Annotated in this window: 20 protein-coding genes; 2 read left to right on the forward strand and 18 right to left on the reverse strand. The window is 49.3% G+C overall.

What is annotated here, in order from left to right; genetic code table 11:
* Positions 1-398 precede the first annotated feature (398 nt).
* A complete protein-coding gene (locus TY10_RS12230; RefSeq protein ID WP_006040330.1) occupies positions 399-623 on the forward strand; it encodes a helix-turn-helix domain-containing protein in 225 nt (74 codons plus the stop codon).
* Between the two features lie 115 nt (positions 624-738).
* Here TY10_RS12230 and TY10_RS12235 read toward each other — a convergent pair whose 3' ends face one another.
* The gene (locus tag TY10_RS12235; protein WP_042163748.1) at positions 739-1386 is read right to left on the reverse strand and encodes a class D sortase; all 648 of its coding nucleotides are present in this window, start codon (positions 1384-1386) and stop codon (positions 739-741) included.
* A gap of 137 nt (positions 1387-1523) precedes the next feature.
* Positions 1524-2327, reverse strand: coding sequence for a YhcN/YlaJ family sporulation lipoprotein (locus tag TY10_RS12240; RefSeq protein WP_042163750.1), 804 nt, complete (start codon positions 2325-2327; stop codon positions 1524-1526).
* Positions 2328-2507: 180 nt separating this feature from the next.
* On the opposite strand from TY10_RS12240, the gene TY10_RS12245 reads away from it, so the two are divergent.
* Positions 2508-3530, forward strand: a complete 1023-nt coding sequence (locus TY10_RS12245; RefSeq protein ID WP_081735243.1) for a ketoacyl-ACP synthase III — start codon at positions 2508-2510, stop codon at positions 3528-3530.
* Between the two features lie 2 nt (positions 3531-3532).
* On the opposite strand, the gene TY10_RS12250 is transcribed toward TY10_RS12245, so the two are convergent.
* The 16 genes from TY10_RS12250 to TY10_RS30750 all read right to left on the reverse strand — a co-directional run.
* Positions 3533-4672 carry a CgeB family protein gene (locus TY10_RS12250; protein ID WP_337588353.1) on the reverse strand — a complete coding sequence of 380 codons (1140 nt, stop codon included), beginning with the start codon at positions 4670-4672 and terminating at the stop codon, positions 3533-3535.
* A gap of 221 nt (positions 4673-4893) precedes the next feature.
* Positions 4894-5160 carry a hypothetical protein gene (locus TY10_RS12255; RefSeq protein WP_042163752.1) on the reverse strand — a complete coding sequence of 89 codons (267 nt, stop codon included), beginning with the start codon at positions 5158-5160 and terminating at the stop codon, positions 4894-4896.
* Positions 5161-5191: 31 nt separating this feature from the next.
* The gene (locus TY10_RS12260) at positions 5192-5485 is read right to left on the reverse strand and encodes a hypothetical protein (protein ID WP_052350521.1); all 294 of its coding nucleotides are present in this window, start codon (positions 5483-5485) and stop codon (positions 5192-5194) included.
* A complete protein-coding gene (locus TY10_RS12265; protein WP_042163754.1) occupies positions 5482-5802 on the reverse strand; it encodes an alpha-helical endospore appendage domain-containing protein in 321 nt (106 codons plus the stop codon). Before TY10_RS12265 ends, TY10_RS12260 begins: the two co-directional genes overlap by 4 nt.
* A 29-nt stretch (positions 5803-5831) precedes the next feature.
* On the reverse strand, positions 5832-6119 hold the full coding sequence (locus tag TY10_RS12270; protein WP_042163756.1) for a hypothetical protein: 288 nt from the start codon (positions 6117-6119) through the stop codon (positions 5832-5834).
* 70 nt (positions 6120-6189) lie between these two features.
* A complete protein-coding gene (locus TY10_RS12275) occupies positions 6190-7560 on the reverse strand; it encodes a glycosyltransferase family 2 protein (protein ID WP_042163758.1) in 1371 nt (456 codons plus the stop codon).
* Positions 7561-7578: 18 nt separating this feature from the next.
* Entirely contained in the window at positions 7579-8301 is a 723-nt protein-coding gene (locus TY10_RS12280; RefSeq protein ID WP_042163760.1) for a sugar phosphate nucleotidyltransferase, read from the reverse strand.
* 62 nt (positions 8302-8363) lie between these two features.
* Positions 8364-9155, reverse strand: a complete 792-nt coding sequence (locus TY10_RS12285; protein WP_042163796.1) for a glycosyltransferase family 2 protein — start codon at positions 9153-9155, stop codon at positions 8364-8366.
* Between the two features lie 324 nt (positions 9156-9479).
* Positions 9480-11966: a glycoside hydrolase family 38 N-terminal domain-containing protein gene (locus TY10_RS12290; protein ID WP_042163762.1), complete on the reverse strand. Its 2487-nt coding sequence runs from the start codon at positions 11964-11966 to the stop codon at positions 9480-9482.
* A 192-nt stretch (positions 11967-12158) separates the two neighbouring features.
* Positions 12159-13985 carry a sensor histidine kinase gene (locus TY10_RS12295; protein WP_042163763.1) on the reverse strand — a complete coding sequence of 609 codons (1827 nt, stop codon included), beginning with the start codon at positions 13983-13985 and terminating at the stop codon, positions 12159-12161.
* Positions 13972-15591, reverse strand: a complete 1620-nt coding sequence (locus tag TY10_RS12300) for a response regulator transcription factor (RefSeq protein WP_162160604.1) — start codon at positions 15589-15591, stop codon at positions 13972-13974. The genes TY10_RS12295 and TY10_RS12300 overlap by 14 nt, the downstream gene beginning before the upstream one ends.
* 117 nt (positions 15592-15708) lie before the next feature.
* Positions 15709-17466, reverse strand: a complete 1758-nt coding sequence (locus TY10_RS12305; RefSeq protein ID WP_042163767.1) for a type 2 periplasmic-binding domain-containing protein — start codon at positions 17464-17466, stop codon at positions 15709-15711.
* Between the two features lie 75 nt (positions 17467-17541).
* Positions 17542-18420 (reverse strand): carbohydrate ABC transporter permease, encoded by an 879-nt coding sequence (locus tag TY10_RS12310; RefSeq protein ID WP_042163768.1) that lies wholly within the window; start codon positions 18418-18420, stop codon positions 17542-17544.
* Positions 18421-18446: 26 nt separating this feature from the next.
* Positions 18447-19382 (reverse strand): ABC transporter permease subunit, encoded by a 936-nt coding sequence (locus tag TY10_RS12315; protein ID WP_042163771.1) that lies wholly within the window; start codon positions 19380-19382, stop codon positions 18447-18449.
* Positions 19383-19631: 249 nt separating this feature from the next.
* Positions 19632-19922: a WIAG-tail domain gene (locus tag TY10_RS12320; protein ID WP_081735244.1), complete on the reverse strand. Its 291-nt coding sequence runs from the start codon at positions 19920-19922 to the stop codon at positions 19632-19634.
* Positions 19874-20310 (reverse strand): hypothetical protein (locus TY10_RS30750; RefSeq protein ID WP_042163777.1); only part of this gene is annotated, 437 nt, incomplete at its 5' end. The genes TY10_RS30750 and TY10_RS12320, both read right to left, overlap by 49 nt.

Below are 20310 nucleotides of genomic sequence, written 5' to 3' on the forward strand. Positions count from 1 at the left end.
TAATTACCGATAAATGATGTTAAAAAAAGGACGGACTGTCAGGCCGGTGGCGACCTGACAGTCCGTCTATGACCCGCATGGCTGCGGGTCTGTCCTAGAATGGTATCAACTGTGGGGTTGATAGCTTTATTTTAAACAGCAAACCTTAATTCAATATTAAATGTATTTGTCGATTGAATGTCGAAACCTTGACTAAACCGTGAAGGCAACAATCTCCTCATTCGCTACTGGGAACGCTTCCTTGTCAAATTATCGGAAACGAATATCGCAACAGCTTCGTTCAGCGCCCATTTTCCCCGCATACAGCACCATTGCAACAGCCCCTTCATACTATAAGTTGACTGTATCCCTTAACCTTGTTAAACCATAAAAACCCGAGCAAGGAGGGGTGACAAACTTTGAAGGGTAGCGACCATAAGAGCAAGTTTTTATTGACTCATCGTGAACGCGAGGTATTCGAGCTGCTGGTGCAGGACAAAACAACGAGAGACATTGCACAGCAATTGTTCATCAGCGAGAAAACCGTTCGCAACCATATTTCGAATGTCATGCAGAAATTGAACGTAAAAGGTCGTTCGCAAGCGGTTGTCGAGCTGATCAAGCTTGGGGAGTTACAAATCTAACATATATAAAAGGCCTCTCCATTCTTGTTGTGTAACCATTTCAAAGCACTTAACTATAACGGGAAAGAGACAGCATAGTCGTCCATGCTGCCTCTTTCCCGTTTTGCTTTTTTATTTACTCCTGAAGCTTCGCATGAATAATGAGCCGGTGCGTCGATTTGCCAAGCGGCGTGCATGTAATGAGCGTAAGCAGCTTATCTTTGTTGTTATAATTCAGGACAGATACATCAGTTGGATTCACGACGGAGGTCTGATACACCTTATATGTAAACGTCTTGTTTTGCTGCGTAATCGTTATTTTATCCCCGACTTTAACCTCGTTCAACCGATTGAACAATCTTCCTTTTGTTTTGGCCCGGTGTGCCGCAATCGCTGCGTTACCAACCTCTCCGATAGCTGCCGTCTCCTTCAAATGAGCGGCACCGTATTTCATATTATGCTGTGTAGCCCCTTCCAGTATCGGAAGCTTAACTTTGATCGAAGGAATGGAGATCGTTCCGATTGTCTCCAGCTCTGGCTCTTCTTGCTTTGGCGCTTCGCTGGCGGCAGGCTCTGGATTCGTCTCTGTATTGGCTTCATTGAACAAATCGGTAAGCTGCGCATAACGGTCAATGACGCTATCTTCCGCCGTTTCATCCAAGCTTTGCTGCTCCCATTGCTCCATTAGCCTGTCCTGCTGCCAATTTGCATACCACTCGCTTCCTTTAGGGTAAGCTAACACAAGTATGCCAACTATTATTAATAAATAGGATAATTTCCTCATATATTTCGACCCGCCTTCCCATGACAATCCATCCATATACACTTTAAAGCAATCGTCAAAAAGGGTCAATCATTAACTGGAAAATTATATACAATCATTAAAAAACCGGCTGCATCCGATGCAGCCGGAAACTATACTTAACGGTTATCGTCGTAAATCAGATTGTCATTGTGATAAGTCTTGCTTTGCATACCTCTGTACGCATTGTTCCGATACTGATTGTTTGTATCGATACGAGCGGCATTTGCCGGGAATAACCGTTCTGCCATCGCGTTAAACTCGGCTACAAAGCCTTGAATCGGATGGCCGAGCTTCACATCATTCGTATAACTGTTCATCCGGGTCACGAAATCCGGGTTAGCGGAGACGTAGACGTTTTTAACGTTCGGATGCAATTTTTTCACTTCATCTGCAATGTCCTGCTTCACTTTCGCTGTCAGAGCCGATTCACCGGTCGACATTGCGCTATATTTTTTATGGGTTTCGGCTACAGGGTTGTTAGATGTATAACCCATATGCGTGCGGCTCAGCGCTTTCGGGCTCGTTTTGTTGAAGTGATCCTCGAATGATACTGCCACATAGGCATTGTTATCCGTCAACAACACGTATGAAGATTTCACTGTGCCGAGAGCTGTAATGCGATCCGCAATTTCTTGGCTCATCTCCATTTTATAATTTTTATGACTGCCAACGATATTGTTGCTGTTCAACCGGCGGCCATCAACCCGGTTCATTTCATTAAGTTGATCGTTAGCAAATCGTTTAGCTGTATAATTGCCGTTTATTCCGGTGTTGCGAATAATATTGCCATTTGCATCATACCGAACGCTGTTAGGCCGGATGTTGCGATTGCCCAAATCACCTTGGTTTGCTGCACAACCAGCCAACATAGCTGTTATTGCAATACTTGCCGCCGACAATAAAATAAAGGGTTTACGCATAATTTTCGCATTCCTCCACATTCAAATTTGGTCAGCTGCCCTCTAATAGCCTTCTCGAATGGAGGTTCAGCTATGCGATGAAGCCTTGACAACTTATATGAAGAAGAGTATTTTATTATCAAGTATTAGTATCAGGTACTAATTATATTGCAAATTTGTAAATAAGGGAGTGTATTATCGATGACACCAAATCTCAGCCACATGCAAACGCTTCACTCAAATGCTGCAATTACTGCAATTGGAACTTATATTCCCGATCGTATACTTAATAATGCTGATTTAGAAAAAATGGTGGAAACATCTGATGAATGGATCGTTCAGCGTACGGGGATCAGCGAGCGCCGAATTTCAGCTGAGCTGCAATTCACAAGCGATTTATGCATTGAAGCGGTTCGCAATATGGCCAGCCGCTACGCTGTCGATCTATCCAGCGTTGATTATATTATCGTCGCAACCTCCACCCCTGATTCCATCTTGCCAAGTGTTGCATCACGCGTACAGGATGCCTTCGGCATTGAAAATTGCGGCACTGTCGATATTCAAGCCGCCTGCGCAGGCTTTACTGCCGCTATACAGCTCGCTAACGGTCTGCTGCTATCCGGTGTTTATCGTAAAATCATTGTTTTGGGCGCGGAAACCTTGTCCAAAGTAACGGATTACACCGACCGCACGACCTGTATCTTATTCGGCGACGGCGCTGGCGCTTTCCTGATGGAAGCGATTGATGCGAATACCGACGGAGGCGGCAGTCTCATTGCCGCAAGCTCCAGTACAGAAGGCTCAGGAGGCCATCTGCTGTACCGCAGCAGCTTGTCTCCCGTTATTAACAACCAAGAAATTATTGCAACGAGCAATATTGTGCAGAACGGGCGGGAGGTTTATCGTTGGGCGATCAGTCAGGTGGCTGCCGGTGTAATCGGGTTAATCGACAAAAGCGGCCTCTCGGCCGCTCAAATCGACTGGTTCGTGCCCCACAACGCCAACCAGCGTATTATTGACGCACTATGCGATAAAACTGGCATTTCCCCCGACAAAGCGCTTAGCAGCATAGCCAAATACGGCAACACATCGGCTGCTTCGATACCGCTGGCGCTTGACGATGCGGTACGCGAAAATAAAATCCATGCTGGCGATACTATGCTATTGTACGGCTTTGGCGGCGGTTTAACGCAGGCAGGCGTCATTCTTCGCTGGTCGCTGTAACTTTAATTAACCGGGATCAATTGAGGAAATAATACCGATAACATGGTATGGATCCGGTTCGCATAGGTGTGCTCGCGCAGCGTACGCCACATGCCCCGGATTGCGATATCTCGCCGCTCCTGCTCATGATTCAAATAATAATCCAGCTTCTCCACAAGATCCTGAGGCGAAGCATACGTCACGATCTCGGAACCAGGTGTATAGAAGGAAGCCAGATCATCCCTGACATCGCAAAGCTGCAGGACAGCGCAAGCGGCGATCTCAAAGGTGCGGGGATTTGGCGACGCCGCCGTAACCGCCAGCTTGTTCCGGTTGAAATCCGGGTCATCGTGCGCACGATGCATATTGATGACGATTTTGGAGGCGTTGTAAGCTAGAGCGGTTCCTTGAGGGTCCATCCAATTGCCCAGTTTGATTTTATCGCGAAGCAGATCAAATTTATCCAGCCGGTCCCACCAAATTCCGGAGATTAGCGTGTTTCGAGTCGCCAGATATTGAGCCGCTCCATTGAAGAAACGAACCCGGTTCATATAAGCTGATCCGATAAAGCTGATTTCCTTCCGGCTGGACATTTCCGGGTTCACGGGATGATATTGCTCGGGCGAAGCGCAGAACGGCAAATAATGAACCGATGGACAGCCGATCTGCCGATACAGCTCCACACAGTTTCGCTCCAGCGTAAAAACGACATCATAATGAGGTACGAGTGTAACGCTCATATCGGTGTAATAGGGATCATCCGTCATCCAGATTGCTGTTCGTATGCCCGCTTCTTTCATCGCAATGACTTGCTTGATGTCAAACTGCAAGCCGTCCAGAACGATGACGATATCCGGTCTGACTTGTGACGCGATCTCGGCAACCGGCTGCTCCGCGTTGACAATGGTTAAATTGGCAACCATTCGCGATAGCGTAGCTCCGACTGCCTCATCCAGAGGCGAGTAAGGGAACCCTTTTCCTGTCTCGACAAACATGGCATGTACCGGCCACACAGCCGAAACCGGTGGAATACTACCCCGTACCGCTTCGCATTGCCCATACCAGTAACCGTGGTCATAGCCGGTTCGAAAACCGTCCGACTGCCCGACTTCTAATGAATTCATCGTTATCCTTCTCGTTGGCGAAGGCGTTTTTTTTGCCACAATCGACAGCTCCTTCGTTATCCCGGCCATTTGCCGCGTGTTCAGATGCTTATCATTGCTATCAGTATATGCCCGGCCTGTCAGCCGCACATCGTCACTTGTCACGGTCAATAAAAATTGGCATTGGCCCTATCTGCAGGAATCAGCATCAATAAATAAAAGTCCAGCTCCCTCTCCCCGTGTTGATTGAACTCGGATCAGGAACTGGACTCTTTTATTTTTTACGGAGCTTGCTCGTAGGCCAACTGATGGCCGTCCTCAAACCCTTTCGCAAACCCGGCATGATAGCCGTCATTGTAAGTCTGATTAAAGCCCTCTAGATAGGTCCCGGACGGCACCGGAACCCTCTTCCGGCTGGATGCTTTCCGTCTGGATATCTTTTTCCTGCCGGATATGCGCTTGCGCAGCGGCGAGCGCCCTCCTTTACGGGTACGTACCGTCCGTTTCGTCCGGCGCTTGCGGATGACAGAACCCCTCTTCTTCTTCATCTTGTTCGCCTCCCGTCGTTGATGGACTTTGTCATAGTTTCATATTCGCGTCCGGATGCAATTGCTTGTTCAGCCAAGGGGGAGCCGGCTTGCCGGTTCTTCTTGTACATCGCCGCAGCGGCCATCCGGAAACCGATCCCGCCATCGACTCCTGCAATTGGGTCAGCAGCCGCACGTTTTCTCCAATATGCTTTGCCGTCTCAGGCGACCAGTCGGTAAGGTCTGCAACTGTGCTGAGAATACGGGATAAAGCATGCTGGCTCTTAGCAATGGATGCGATGAGCTCCAGCTTTACCTCTCGCTCCGCGATGTCCAGGCGGCTCAATCGGAACCTCCGTAACCGCCATAATCCATGGAATCATCATCATCGGAATCTTGGGGCAATACGGCGCGGAGTATCGAAACGATGCCCTGGCTCATTTTGTTGACGCCATCCAGCACTTCGATAATCTGATCATGCATCTGAATCGACTGTTTCAGCTGCAAATGATCACCATTGAAAGAATCGGATGATATATGATTGCAGATCCAATTGCGCGCTTTCTCCGCTTCTTCTGCTTTTGCTTCCAGCATAATCGCGACGTTCCACTGCATGTTGGCGGTTGCGCCAAGCATGCGCATATAAGCCTGCTCACGATCCATCGCGTTCCGCCTCCTTCGCCGCTTCTAAATTACTCTTCCTCTTCAGCGTTCAGTTCACGAATCATGAACGTCAGCTGAGAGGCCAGCGTTTCTTCCAAATCAGCAATGCTATTCAAATAAGAAACCACGCTTCCTAGAACGGCTTGTGAATTCGTCAGCAGCCCTTCCGTGCCTCCAAAATTAGGCTGCTGGTCGGGAATTGCTTTGACTACCTCAGCCATACGGACCGCGACGTCGCGCTTTGACTCTACAATTCTTGCCATTTGGCTGTGCGAATGTGATAAATGCGCCATGATCTCCGTTACGAGATGCTGCATGGCCTTCCCTCCGTTCTGCCTGAGCCCTTCGTAACAGCATATGCGCTACTCAGAAAGCTGATACTACCGTTTACAACCGCTGACGAAGCTTCACTGGCGAAATCAAGGGCAGTCCTTCCGGCATATCGGCCAGCTGTTCGCGCGTAATTGCAGCTATCGGCCGCTCATGGAGCACCCACGCTTTAGCGGCTGTATCAGTAACGATACGCCTTTTGGAGCCATGTTCAATATAATAGAGAAAACCGTCAAGACCGCTTGCCACTTTCCCGTGCTGATCAAAGCCTTGTGCTGCCTCTTGAACCCCCAGCCATCTCGCGCCTGCTTCCTGCTCGTTCAACGTTTCACCGATTGCCCACCGCTTCATGTTCACCTGTGAAAGACGGATGACGGGACCGTGCCAATCCCCGTCAACCGGCCTGCGAAATCCATTTTCGATCCAGTACACGGTCTCGCCAGTCCCTTGCACCGCAACGCCTTCCGGATAGAAGGATGCCTCGCCCCGTTCCGGATGCTGCGTACCGCCTTGCAGCGTTCCGCTGCGCAGATGATGAATCCACTCGTACGGATTGCTCCACTTATCCATATAATAGACCATGTTGCGATTATTCACTTCCGACAGCTGATCGCCAAGCGCCTTCATGCTGACACTCCCGAAATGATGAATAAAGCAGTCACGGGCAATAACCAGTGAATAGCCTTGCATACGGACCCGAACGTTATAATCATCATCCTCGAAGTTGCCGATCTCAAAGCCTTCATCAAGATAACCAATCTTTTCCCACAGCTCCCTGCGGAACAATAGACAAAAGCCCGGAAGACGATCGGTAGGCTGCCATTTCTTCGGATCGGAAACGTTGTTCATTCTAGCAAACTCCGGCATATCAGCTACATCCTGATAGGGAACGCTAATCTGCTGATCGCCGCTAATATAGTTGGTAACCGGCCCTACCATTCCAATATGCGGATCGCTGTTCAAGCAGGCCATCAAATTTTCCAGCCAGTTTTCAGTCACAAGCGTATCATTATTCAAGACTAGCATCGTCGTTCCTTTGGCCATCATCATTCCTCTATTAACTGCACCCGCAAACCCGTAGTTTTCCGATAAAATGCGATAGCGCACCTGCCCGCCTAGACTGCTCAAATAAGCTGCCGACTCATCGGTCGAAGCATTGTCTACGACGATTATTTCATAGGGAAGCTCCGTATTATCAGCAATGCTTTCCAGGCAGGACTTTAAATAACCAACTTGATTGTAGCTCGGGATAATGATGCTTGTGCCCTCAAAAAGCGACTCGTAGCAGCTGTATCCGCTTTGCAGTCCTTGATTATATCCCGCTTCCATTCCAGCCTGATAACTGCCGGCAGCCTGCCTTAGCGTTTTTGCCGCCGAACGTGATGCTCTGGATTTGAGACGGCGGACGCGCCGCAGCTTTCGTCTCATCGTGCTAATCTCTCCTGTCTACTCATATTTCCCCGATAGCTGGGAGGCAGCCTCCTGCAAGGACTCAAACGTACCTGCATCCGTCCACCATCCCGTCAGCTTGCGGTAGGTCAACAGACCGGCTTTCGCGTAAATGTTATTTAAATCGGTAATTTCTAATTCGCCCCTGCCAGAGGGCGTAATTTGTTCGATTAATTTAAATACATGCGAGTCGTACATGTAGATGCCCGTAACACAAAGATCGCTCTGCGGATCTTTCGGCTTCTCGTCGATTCGCTCAATCCTGCCGGAGGAATGAAACACCGGTATCCCGTAACGTTCAGGATCATCCACTTGCTTCAGCAGCACCATTGCTCCGCCGGGCTGCAGCGCATAGCTTTCAACGTAAGGCCGCAGCTCTTCTTCGAATAAATTGTCTCCAAGCAGCACGACGAATTTCTCGCCTTCTGCGATGAAAGGCCGGGCCAGCTGCAGCGCATCGGCTATACCGCCCGCCTCCTCCTGAATGCGATACGTAATGGAGACGCCAAATGAAGAGCCGCTGCCCAAGTATTGCGCGAACATGCCTAGAGCATGTCTCCCAGTGACGAGTAAAATATCAACGATGCCTGCTTTCTTCAAACTGCTTATGCCGTAATAAATCATAGGATGCTTGCCCACCGGGAGCATATGTTTGTTCATAAGCGAGGTTAGCGGCATTAACCGCGTCCCCGTCCCCCCGGCCAAAATAACTGCCTTCACTGATGAAATGCCTCCGTTTCACGGTAAGATCGAAGCAGATTCGGCATACATACGGATAAAGGTCAAAAAACCATTTCGCGATTGCGATAAAGATCTTTATACCCGCCCCGCTCATCCGTCTGGGAGATCAGCCAATGCACCGCCTCCAGATGATCGCCGATGATTAGCCGCTCTAGCGGATTATGCCTCTCCCTCTGCCGCCGCGGCTTATTCATTTTACCGACATTGACGGGATATACGGCCGCAACATTCAGTCCAAGCTTAACTGCCTTTGCCTGTGCAAGCGGCGGCACGGATAGAGCTTCTGCGCCTATCGCCTCCAGACAGCGGCGACTGATGGCATGAGGCACTGCCGTAAACGACACGCCTTTTAAGTCTGGCCTCTGCAGAACCGCATTCAGGGTATGCTTCGCTAATACGACACTATGAACGACTTGCTTGCGGACAGGACCGGAATAATCGTTCAATGCGGCATCAACGCCCCCCATCACCGAACGAATGAATGGGCGAAGCTTGGCAGCTGGTATGACCATATCGCCGTCTATGAAAAGCAAAATATCTCCCTTCGCCGCAGCCGCGCCCACGCTTCTTCCCACATCGTGCCCGAGCGGCTTTGCGAACTGCAGCACCTTTGCCCCCATTCGCGATGCAATCGCCGCCGAGCCGTCTGTCGAGCCATTGGCCACGACAATTATTTCCGTACGAGGATGGACGCGAGCGGCTTCCCGTATAACGCGCCGGATCGTCGTCCGTTCATTCATAACCGGAATAATGACCGATACGAGCGGTTGCGCATCTGCTGCCGGGACCGGTGCGGCATTTTTTTGCGACTTGCCCGTTTCATCCGCTTCAATCACCTCGAAAATTTTCTCTAAAAGAATATAGTTCTATAAAGAGTTACATGACATTGTATGTGCCTCTCAAACTAGCGCAACGGCAAATGTACAACTCCCATGATGCTTGCCCAACCTTTTATTCCGCCGAGTTAATGAGAGGTTTGCAAAGCTGCTCCACTAGCCATTTCCGAGGGAAGCAGGGCTGTTGATATAGCCAGACTGCTGAGCAAAAAAAAGGCGTCCCTGCGTCATCTCTGACTTCTGGGACAGCCTCTTTACTCTTTCAATCCCGTTCTCCTATGAGATCAGGTTTGCTCTACATCTATTCATTTATCCCTGCTGCTAGAGTCCCTCGCATAAGGCAGCTTCTTCAAGCGTCTGCGATTGCTTGCGCAACACATAAGTCTTGATCTCAAAGCCGTTCAAGCGGATTTCCTTAGCGATATTCAGCGAAGGAATTTCAATTACGGTCGAGCGTGCCGAACCTGTAGGCTCGAACAAACGAAGGATATAATCGTCTCCTTGCTCCTCTTTCTTCAAGGCGCTCATCTGGATGACGTCATCTTTCAGCTGAACGAAAGAGCCTGGCAGCTCTCCATCACCTGAAGGGAAGAAGGACAGTGCATAAGGACGCTCGTTTTTGACCATTGCCTCGCGGTCTACATTCTCCAGCCGCTCGTTACGCCCGCCGCCGTTCAGCCAGAACGTATAACGTCTCTCGCCCTGATCGATCCGCGGGAGGAAACGGTCCTGCACCATAATCGGCAAATCTCCGATCGGATGCGCGCAATAGCCTACTCCCCGAAGCAAGGAGAAGCGTATCTCTCCGTCCCGGAAATCGGAGCCGTAGATGCCATCGTTAATGCAAGTAATCGCAAGGCCTCCTGCTTCATGATCCGACGCCTCTTCAGCCGAAACCCAGCGCTGCGAGACCGTCTCCGTACCATCCGCCGCAAGCTCATTAATGCCGAACGCAGTCTGTCCGCGGTAAACACCATTTTTCAGAGCGGTTGGCACCGACAGCTTCAGCATTTTATCCTTCTCGTTCCAATACACCCTTATCTGTACTTCAATTTCCGTTCCGTTCTTCGGCAGCTTGTAGGTTTGGCAAATGAAGGAGTCCTTGTAGCCGAACACAGCTTCGATAACCGTCCGTACTTCTCCGTCTTCAATTACCCGTACAGACGGCAGCAGCGCACCCTTAACACCCGAGAAATCCGTTCCCCGGCCGGGATCAAGCAGCGAGAAGGAGCCGATGGCTTGTGGGAACGTATTCGTATCCATACGCCAAGGGTCTTCGTTATCCTGAATAACGAGCGGAAGGAAAGCATTCTTCTGCAGCAGAGAAACGCCGTCTACTGTATACTCATCCATCAATCCGGTGCTGCTGTTAATGACGACGCGCAGGCGGGAATTCTCGAATGTATAGCGTCCTCCCTCTTCCTTGAGCTGCGGAGCCGGCTTGCTTCCTAGCATTTCAATCCGGCAATCAAAGCGGTTCATCGAAGATGGCTCCAGTACAGCTTCAAAGACAACACGCTTGCGCCAGTCCAGATTCAGATTGCTTAGCTCCTTCTCAGGCTGGGAAGCCAGCCGCACGCCGTTGCGATAGGCCACCGGAAGCGAAAACTCCGCTGCCCAGTTCTGATCCTCCAGCATGAATTCACATTCTACCGTATGCTTCACCGGATAAGGATGCGGGTTGTAGACCAGCACCGGATACTCCTTCAAAGCCGCTTTAGGCTGTCCAGCCGACAGCGCGAAGAATGCACGCGTACGGAGCCGCGCAGCAATCTCCAGCCCATGCTCCATCTGGCGAAGGGACGCTTCTTCGGCAGGCTGTATCGACGAGCCCGGCAAAATATCATGGAACTGAGCTGTCATTAAATCACAAAGCGCTTCATGCAGCTCAGCCTTTGGATAAGTCAGCAAGCCTTGGGCTTCCGCAGCGGCCAGCATCTTTTCCGTCATGAACAATTCATTTTCCAGCTGGCGGTGCTTCTGCTTCACCCGGATCATCGACGTATAGCAGCCAACAAACCGCGGGTTTAAGTCGCCGGAAAATTCCGGAAGCGTCTTTTGCTCCTTCAGCTCGGCAAAATACTGCTCCGGCGTGGAATGCGAAATCTCAACGTCGGACGTCTCTTTCATCAGTTCGCCGATCGCATTCAGGTCGATCCGGGAAGGACCGCCGCCATGATTGCCGACTCCCCATAATAGAAGGCCAATATCTGTTTGCGGATTTTCCTCCAGCCATTTGCTAATTTTCTCATGCGCCTTTCCCAGCAGCGAAGAATAGCTGTCAGCAACTTTATGCCCCATCACCTTGGAATCGTTGAAGCCGTTCCATATGAAATCTCTGGCTGGAAGCTGCGGCAAGTTTTCCGGACGATAGAACACATAAGAATCATAACCGGCCTGCTGCATAATTTGTACAAGTCCGCGCGTATGGCCAAAGGAATCAAAGTTGATTGCTGTCGTTGGTCTCACGCCGAATTTTTCATAGAAATAAGAGCGTCCGAGCAGGATTTGACGTACAAAGGATTCTCCCGATGGCATGTTGCAATCCGGCTGCAAATACCAGCCGCCCATAATATGCCATTTTCCGAGCTTAACAAGCTCTTGAATTCTCTGAAACAACGACGGCTCGTATTCTTCCACCCATTTATACAAAATAACCTCGTTATGATTGAATATATAACCGTCATATTCCTCGCAAAAATCGGCGGCTGCGCGGAACGTCGATACGGCCGCCGCAGCGCCCTCTTCCCATTCCCACTGCCATACCGGGTCCAAATGCGCGTTGCTGAGCAAATGCAGCTTTCTCATTACGTCTCCCCCTGTCACTTCTATCCCATAAATATCGCAAAGCTAAAAATAGTATAGATAAGCGCAGTCCGAAAACCTATGGATATATCTATGACTTTATGCACTTTTCCACGTTCCGCATAAAAAAACAAGAGACTCCGCCATGGGCGCCTCTTGTTTTTGCTTTATCTGAAGGATGCACAGTGCTGCTTCTTACCTTACAGCGGGGACTCGAATGACAACGGTCGTTCCTTGTTCCGGCTCGCTCTGAATCGACATGCCGTAGCTGACATCGTATTGCGTTTTTATTCTCCGGTTGACGTTGGCAAGCCCGACGCTGCCCTGATGGGCAGCATTTACCGGCAAATTCATTTTCAGAAACGCGCGGATTTCCTCCGCCTTCTCCGCTTTCATCCCTTTACCGTTATCGGCTACGGAAATATACAAGTCTTCCTCCAGCTTCTCCACCGATATTGTAATGCTGCCCTTATAGCTAATGGAGCTCATGCCGTGCACGAACGCATTCTCCACGATTGGCTGCAGGATGAAGCGGATAATTTTATAGGACAGCAGTTCCTCCGGAACGTCGAATTTAACGTCGACACCTTCTCCGTAGCGGATGTTCATAATTTTAAGATAGTTCTCCAGATAGGCCAGCTCTTCCTGGAGTGTCGTAAACAGCGAATTTTCTTTGTAAATGGACCTCAGCATATTGCCCAAAGTAGTGATAGCATCAACTATGCCGGGCTCCTTGCGAACCATAGCGATCCATTTGATCGTATTGAGCGCGTTGTATAAGAAATGCGGATTGATTTGAAACTGAAGCGCTTCCATCTCGAGCTGCCTTTTTTCGGTCTCAATCTTTTTGTTCTCCTCCATCAAATCTTCCAGACTTAACGACATCCTGTTGAATCGTCTGCCGATAATGCCCAGCTCCGTACTTGGCGTCTCATCCAGCACAACCCCCATCTTCCCCATCTCCATCTCCCGCATTGCGTGGACGAGATGCGTAAACGGTCTTGTAATCCGGTAAATCCAGTATACGGATAGCAAAAAAGCGAGCATGATGCTGATTCCCATCAAGAGACTTATATTTTTTTTCAAAATCGACGTATTTCGGATAAACTCCGTTTCCAGCGTTTCATTAATCAGGAGCCAGCCTGTCCCTTGTATCCGGTAATACGTAATTTGCTTCGTTTGTCCATCGCTGCTTGCCGCAAAGCTGCCGTATTGCCGATCATGATCAATAGAAGCAGCGTAATGAACTCTTGAACCAATTGAGCCGGCATCCAGACTCGACACAATGATACCCTCATCGTTAATCAAATATTGTGAGCCTTTGTTGTTCCAATCGCCGGTATAGATCGTGCCGAAATCCGATTGCTTCATATTGATGACCAGCACAGCCGACTTGCTGCTGCTCCCGAACAGATTCAAATTGCGTGCCATCGTCATAAGCGGCTCCTGCTTCGTAAAGGCATACGTCCGGTCCGCGGTATTGAATAGCGAGAAATCATAATCCCCATTCCATGTAAATCCAGAGCGCTTAGCCGTTATGTTGTCGTATAACTCGGAAGCGAAAAAAGGAACCTCTTCTTTCCTTGTTGTGTACCAGCTGCTTCCGCCGGTTGTAGAGAGCGCTTCTCCGCTCAGGCAATATAACGATAGCGAGTAAGCATAAGGATAGGTGCCTAGAATGCTGTCGAACGTTTTGATGACCTCATTGGCCAATATAACCCGCTCTGCGTTGCTTGGGCTGCTGGGGTAATCAAGGAAGCTCTGAATATCCTTGTTCGTCGTCAGCAGCTCCGCTACCTTTTCCATCTGATCACGAACATTGTGTATGTTGTACTCCGCTTGACGGAACTGGCGGATGACCAGCTCCTCCGACTGATTTTTAAGAATCGCCAGCACGCTGCTGTAAATTACAAAAGAGAACACCGTGATAATGCACAAGATCATAATGAGAAAAGAAGCCGTCAGCTGCGTCTTCAACTTGAGATTAAAGTTCCGGTCGGTAAAAATTTTAATGATTTTCATTGGAATCCACTCTCCGGTACAGCACCTTTTTCTTACGGAATTCAAGCGGGGAAATGCCCGTCATTTTTTTGAAAATGCGGCTGAAATAAGCGCTGTCCGGCACCCCGACATTTTCGGCCACCTCATACGTTTTCAGCGTCGTATTCAGCAGCAGATCCTTCGCTTTCTCGATCCGGTAATCCGTTAAATATTCCGTCAGGTTGCGGCCCATGCTTTTTTTGAACAGCAAACTCAAGTAATTTGGGCTAAGCTGTACATATTCAGAAATGTCTTTCAGCGAAATATCCTCATCATAGTGCTGATGAATATAGTGAACGGCCTTCTCCACTTCCTGGCTGACCGTCTTGATCATATCTTTCATTTTGGCGGTCTCGGCAAGCTCCTGCTCCCAAGCCTCCACACAAGCCTCCATCGTATAGCCCGCATTGATCCGCTCGAGTCCCGACAGCTCCAGCAGTTCCGCATGCTCTTTCGGAATGCCAAGATAAGTGAACATCCAGTTCAGCATATCGATGAAAAACCGCCGCCATTCCGTTTCATTGCCGATCGGCAGCTCCAGCTTGCGGCTCATCTCCGCTTGCAGATCCTTATAGTACGGCTCGCCCAAGCCTCTCCATACGTCGCAGGTGGACAGCAGCTTCCGCTTCCAATAAGGCTCCGGACTCCTCTGCTCACGCTCCGATGCGAATTGAATGGGGGAATCGGAGAAAAAGCGGTTTTCCAGCATCGATTTGCATTCCTCATACATACTCCGCATCGAGGACCAATTCTCATTCACGTTACTAACACCCATAAAAACAGGAATGTCAAGATAGGCATTCATCGCACGCTGCACATGAGCGAACACTTCGCTGATTTTATTGTAAATTTGCTCATCCGGCAGCTCGGCCGGGTAGGAGAAAACGATTAAATACCGGTTATCGCTGTCATGCCAGGCTTCTCCCGCATGATGATTATTCAAGATTTCATCCAGAATATTGGAAATCGTAAAATGAATGAGCTCGCCCCGCTCATCGTTGAACCGCTTCAGCAGGCGGGAGTATTGGTTGGTCTCCAGCAGTGCGAGTCCAACCTTTCCCGTCTGGATACGGCCGTCCAGCTGCTTTAAAGCCGCTTCAAAACCGCCCGAAGAGTGGACGCCATAAAAAATATTGTCCTTAATGAGCTTTCCTTTGAGCATCTTCATCGTCAGCGGATGATTCAAGGGGCCGGGAATGACCGGTTTGCGGGCGGCCAGCTCCTGGCGCACCGTCTCCAGCACCTTGCCCATTTCCTCCAGCGACATCGTTAATTTCAGCATATAGCCTGAAACGTTGAGCCCTGCGGCTCTGCGCGCATACTCAAATTCCTCAATGCAGGACAATATCAATATTTTAATATCCGAATTAACGGCACGTACGGTGGAAATCAGCTCCAAGCCGTCCATCACCGGCATCTTCAAGTCCGTTATAATTAAATCCAGCTCATGGCTTCGGAACAGCTCCAGCGCTTCTTGTCCATTGGAGACATCAGCCACAACCTCCATCTCATATTGGTACCAAGGGATTGAATTTTTCAGTCCTACTCGTACGAGCAGCTCATCCTCTACTATCATTACTTTATACAAGAGATTCACCGCCTCGTTGATGTCCCCAATATCGTACCATGCTCGATCGTAAAAATGAACGAAAATACCAGCCTGCTCCATAGGAACAGGCCGGCAGTTTCGCACAGCGGATAACCATTATTTTGCGTTAGCGGTAAGCTCTTTGTACGTTTGGAGACCTTGCTCGTACGATTGCTTCCAGAAAGCGTCAACTTCCTCGAAGCCCGCTTTGTTGATCATTTCCATAATGCGGTCCTTTTGTTTCTGGAACGCTGCATCGTCTTTCGTCATAACCGCTTTCGGTATTTCGCGGATGAGAATTTGCTCAATATTGCTCTCTTTCTTCGCCAGCTCCTCATCGCCTTGCGGCTGCAGTGCAGGCATTGCTGGAATATAGGCGTCGCTAAGTTTTTTCGCTTTGCCTTGCTGAACCAGCTTATCCCATGCGTCGCCCGGATAGGTGCCGCCGTAGTATTCGCTGTATTCCTTATCCAGAGGTGTCAGCTTCGTCGTAATAAATTTATCCGATCTTCTCAGGTCGACATAACCGCCATCCTTCGGATCGATCGCACTGCCGCCAAGACCGCTCAATTTGCCGTACAGGCCGATACCCGTCTTGGCAGCGAAGTTCGTATCCGTCGTCATTTCTTTAATGACTTCGTCTTTCAGCTCTGGCTTGCCGTCTTGCAGATCCCAGTGCACGCCTTCAACACCGCTGGTCAACAGTCTTGCGCCTTCATACGTACGGAAATAATTCAGGAACTCCATTGCACGAGCCGGATCTTTGCAGCTTTTCGTAATGATAACCCACGGATCGTTATCGCCAACGATGGATTGCAATGCGTAAGCCTGGGATGTAGCTCCGTCAACAACTTGAGCGACAAAGCCTTTGTCCTCTTGTCCTTTGGCCTTAAAGTACGCATTCGCTCCGTCCAGCTCCCAGCCCATATGAAGCGTCAGCAATTGTCCGGATTTCAGCTTGGCTTGATAGTCGCTGTACTTTTGCGTAAAGGCGTCCATATCCAAGATGCCTGCGCGGAACGCTTTATTGTAGAACTCCACGCCTCTCCAGAGCGGACCGTCTGCCGCAAAACGGTGAACATACGAGCCGTCAGGCTTCGTAACGGTGTTTTTTGTATTTTCCGTCCAGCCTTCTGCATAAATAAACGGAACGTGGTACATCCACAGACCCCAGTCGGTCCAACCGGACAAACCATATACTTTCTTCCCCTCGTCCGTCTTCGGATGCTTCTTCAATTCCTCCGCAAGCATCGGAATCATATCGTCGTAGGATTTCAGCTCCGGGTATCCGGCTTCCTTGTAATAATCCCAGCGGGTGAACCAGCCGATCCACGGTGAGTAGTTGATATATTCTTTGGCGTCAGCCACAACGTTGTACGGGATAAAATAATATTCGCCATCCGTATTTCCGAGACGCTTGTTAATAACGTCTAGAGCGGATTGATAATTCATAATATCAGGCCCGTTGCTTTTCAGCAGCTCTTTCAGGGGCATTGCCAGCTTGCCATTCATAGCCGCTCTACCCTGCTCAGGAGGAACGATCATAATGTCGGGAAGATCGCCGCCGGCCAGCATCACGTTAATCTTCTCAGGATCACTGCTAATAATGTCCATCGTTACGCCAAGCTTTTTCTTAATTTCATCGGCGACAGGATTGTTCTGGATGCCCGGCGCTCCGGATGAGAACAATTGGTCCGTGCTGATCTTCAATGTGATTGGCGCTTTTCCGCCGGTCGTTGCCGGATCGGTCGTTGCCGTATTTTGATTACCCGGCTGATTCGTACCGGACGTGTTCCCGCTGCATGCCGACAGCAGCAGTGTCAAACTAAGCGTTGTCGTCAGCAGTGCGGCAAACGTAAACTTTCTTTTTTTCATGCCAGTCATCCCCTCTTTTTATAATCGTTTCTTATATACAACCTTTCACAAGGCGGCATATCGCAGTTTGGGAAGCTATCCTTTGATCGCGCCCAGCATAATTCCTTTTACGAAGTAACGCTGCATAAACGGATACACGAGCAGAATCGGCAGCGCAACAAGCATTGTAGTCGACATTTTAATCGATTCAGGCGTCAACACGATATTTTGAGCATTTTTCGTAATGCTGGAAGCATCCATCGTTGCCAGTGCATTTGCTGAATTCAAGTATTCGTACAAAATGAGCTGCAGCGTCTTTAAGCTTTGATTTTGCACCAGAAAGTAATTGTCCATCCAAGTATTCCACTGATTAACCGCTGCAAAAATCGCCACAGTTGCGACAATCGGCTTGCAGAGCGGGAAGATGATCGACCAGAACAGTCTGAGGAAGCCAGCTCCATCCATCATCGCCGACTCTTCGAGCGCAGCCGGCAGCTGCTCAATATAGGTTTTGATGAGTATAACAAAATAACCGGAAATCGCAGTAGGCAGCACATACAACAGAAAGTTGTTGTTGAGGCTGAGCATCTTCATCGTAATATACCAAGGAATAAGACCTGCGTTAATGTAGAGAGTGACGACGAGCAGGCGGTACACGACCTTGCGCAGCATCATTTCCCTTTTACTAAGCAAATAAGAGAAAAAGCTGCAGCAGATGACGGTGAGCGCGGTTCCAATAACCGTCCGTGCAACCGAGACGAGAAAGGAATTCGTCATATAGGGCAATTTCAGAATACTTTGATAGGTCGTGAAATCTAGGCCCGCCGGCTTCAAGAAAATGCCTTGTGCCACCTTCGCTGGATCGCTAATGGAATAGATTAAAACGTAATAAAAGGGATAGATGCAAATAATGACACATAAAGCCAATAATGAATAGTTGATAATATCGAATGTCCGATTTTTTGCTATCAGCATGCCAGAGCAGCTCCTTTCCTCAAACCTTAGATCAGGCTGTCGCCGCGTAATTTTTTCGAAAGCTTATTCACCGAGAACAACAGAATAATGCTGATTGCCGTCTTGAAGATGCCGACCGCCGTAGCGTAAGGATAATCGCCGACAATGACGCCCATCCGGTAGGCATAATAATCCAGCACTTCTATTTTTCCAGCTATCAATGGATTATAAAATACGAAATACTGGTCAAACGAGCTAGACAGCATGTTGCTGATATTGAGCAGCGTCAGTACGAGGAACGTTGGCAATACACCCGGAATCGTAATATGCCATATCGTTCGCATCCGGCTGGCTCCGTCAACTCTCGCTGCATCATACAGCTCGGAATCAATGCCGGCAATTGCCGCAATATAGATGATGGCATTCCAGCCCAACGTCTTCCAGATGGTCAGGAACGTTTGGAACATCCAGGTTGAGCTTTCATTAGCCATAGGCTGAACAGTAAAATCCAGGCCAAGCTTGCCGAACGCCATATTGATTAGACCTTCACTGGAGAAAAAGGCAAATGCCAACGAGTAAACGAGCACCCAGCTAATGAAGTTGGGCAGCGTGGAGAAGGTTTGGACAAATTTTTTGTATTTCCCCGATGAAACCTCGTTAACCATGATGGCAAATATGATGGCAAGCGGCGAGAACAGCAGGTTCAGCAGATTCATAGCCAACGTATTTACAAAGGCGTTGACGAGATCGGAGGAGGAAGTAAATATTTCTTTAAAATGCTCCAATCCGACAAATGGCGTAGCTGACAGCGGAACGCCCGGCTTATAGTCAAAAAAGGCGTAAACCCAGCCATATACGGGAAAGTAGTTGAAAACGAGCATGCCGACGATGAACGGAATGGACAACAGGAACAACAGCTTGCCATCCCTGCTGACCTTCTTCTTTTTGACCGGCTGCGATTGACTGACTGTAAGCGATGTCATGCTGGCGTTTCTCCTCTCTATTTCTGTATAGCAACATTATATTTCAGCCTTGCGGCAATCTACATGCAGGCAGTTATGTCTTCTTGGATAATTCTCCGGCCGCGGATGTGCATCTCTATTATTGGGCCTGTTGGCAGGCACGATTCGTTGGATTATTCTATCGGTTTTTGTAATTTCACAGCAAAAAGGCTTTCCTTAAGATCGCTCGGGATCTGTAGGAAAGCCTGATATATGGTTTGCCTCCGGTCATTATCGGCCGATGGCTATCCAGTTGATGAAGCCGTTTGGCTCATCACTAATGCGCGTACGGATTAAACCGATGACGACGCTGTTGACTGTTTTGGCACGGACAACTGCATAACAGGCAGGATGGTCGCTCGTCGCTGTTACGACATACGCATCACTCTCGAAGGACTCGTCGAATTTGATCATAATGTCGAGCTGATCACGCTGCGAGGTAAAGCTGTACGGACATAAGCCGAATTGCTGCTTCACAGTTCCTGCACTGGCCGGCGCAATAACGGGATTGAAGGTAAGCATCGACAGTCCGACATACTCCTCATTGAAGTCTGTCTCCGAGAAGCTAGGAATAATGCCGGCGCCAGCTTCTCCAGCGTAATGGCTCCGTCTGCCACTGCATCCGTCGTCACGCTCGCTTTCGCAAGCTTCGACTCTGTCACGCTGGCTTCAGCCAGCTTGGATTCCGTTACACTCGCATTACCTAGCTTTGACTCCGTCACGCTGGCTGGGGCTAGCTTCGTTTCCGTTACACTTCCAACGCCTAGCTTCGACTCTGTCACGCTGGCTGCAGCTAGCTTGGATTCCGTTACACTCGCATCGCCTAGCTTCGACTCTGTTACGCTGGCTGCAGCTAGCTTCGTTTCCGTTACACTCGCATCGCCTAGCTTCGTCTCTGTTACGCTGGCTG

The sequence above is a fragment of the Paenibacillus gorillae genome, assembly GCF_000513275.1.
Classification (GTDB): Bacteria; Bacillota; Bacilli; order Paenibacillales; family Paenibacillaceae; genus Pristimantibacillus; species Pristimantibacillus gorillae.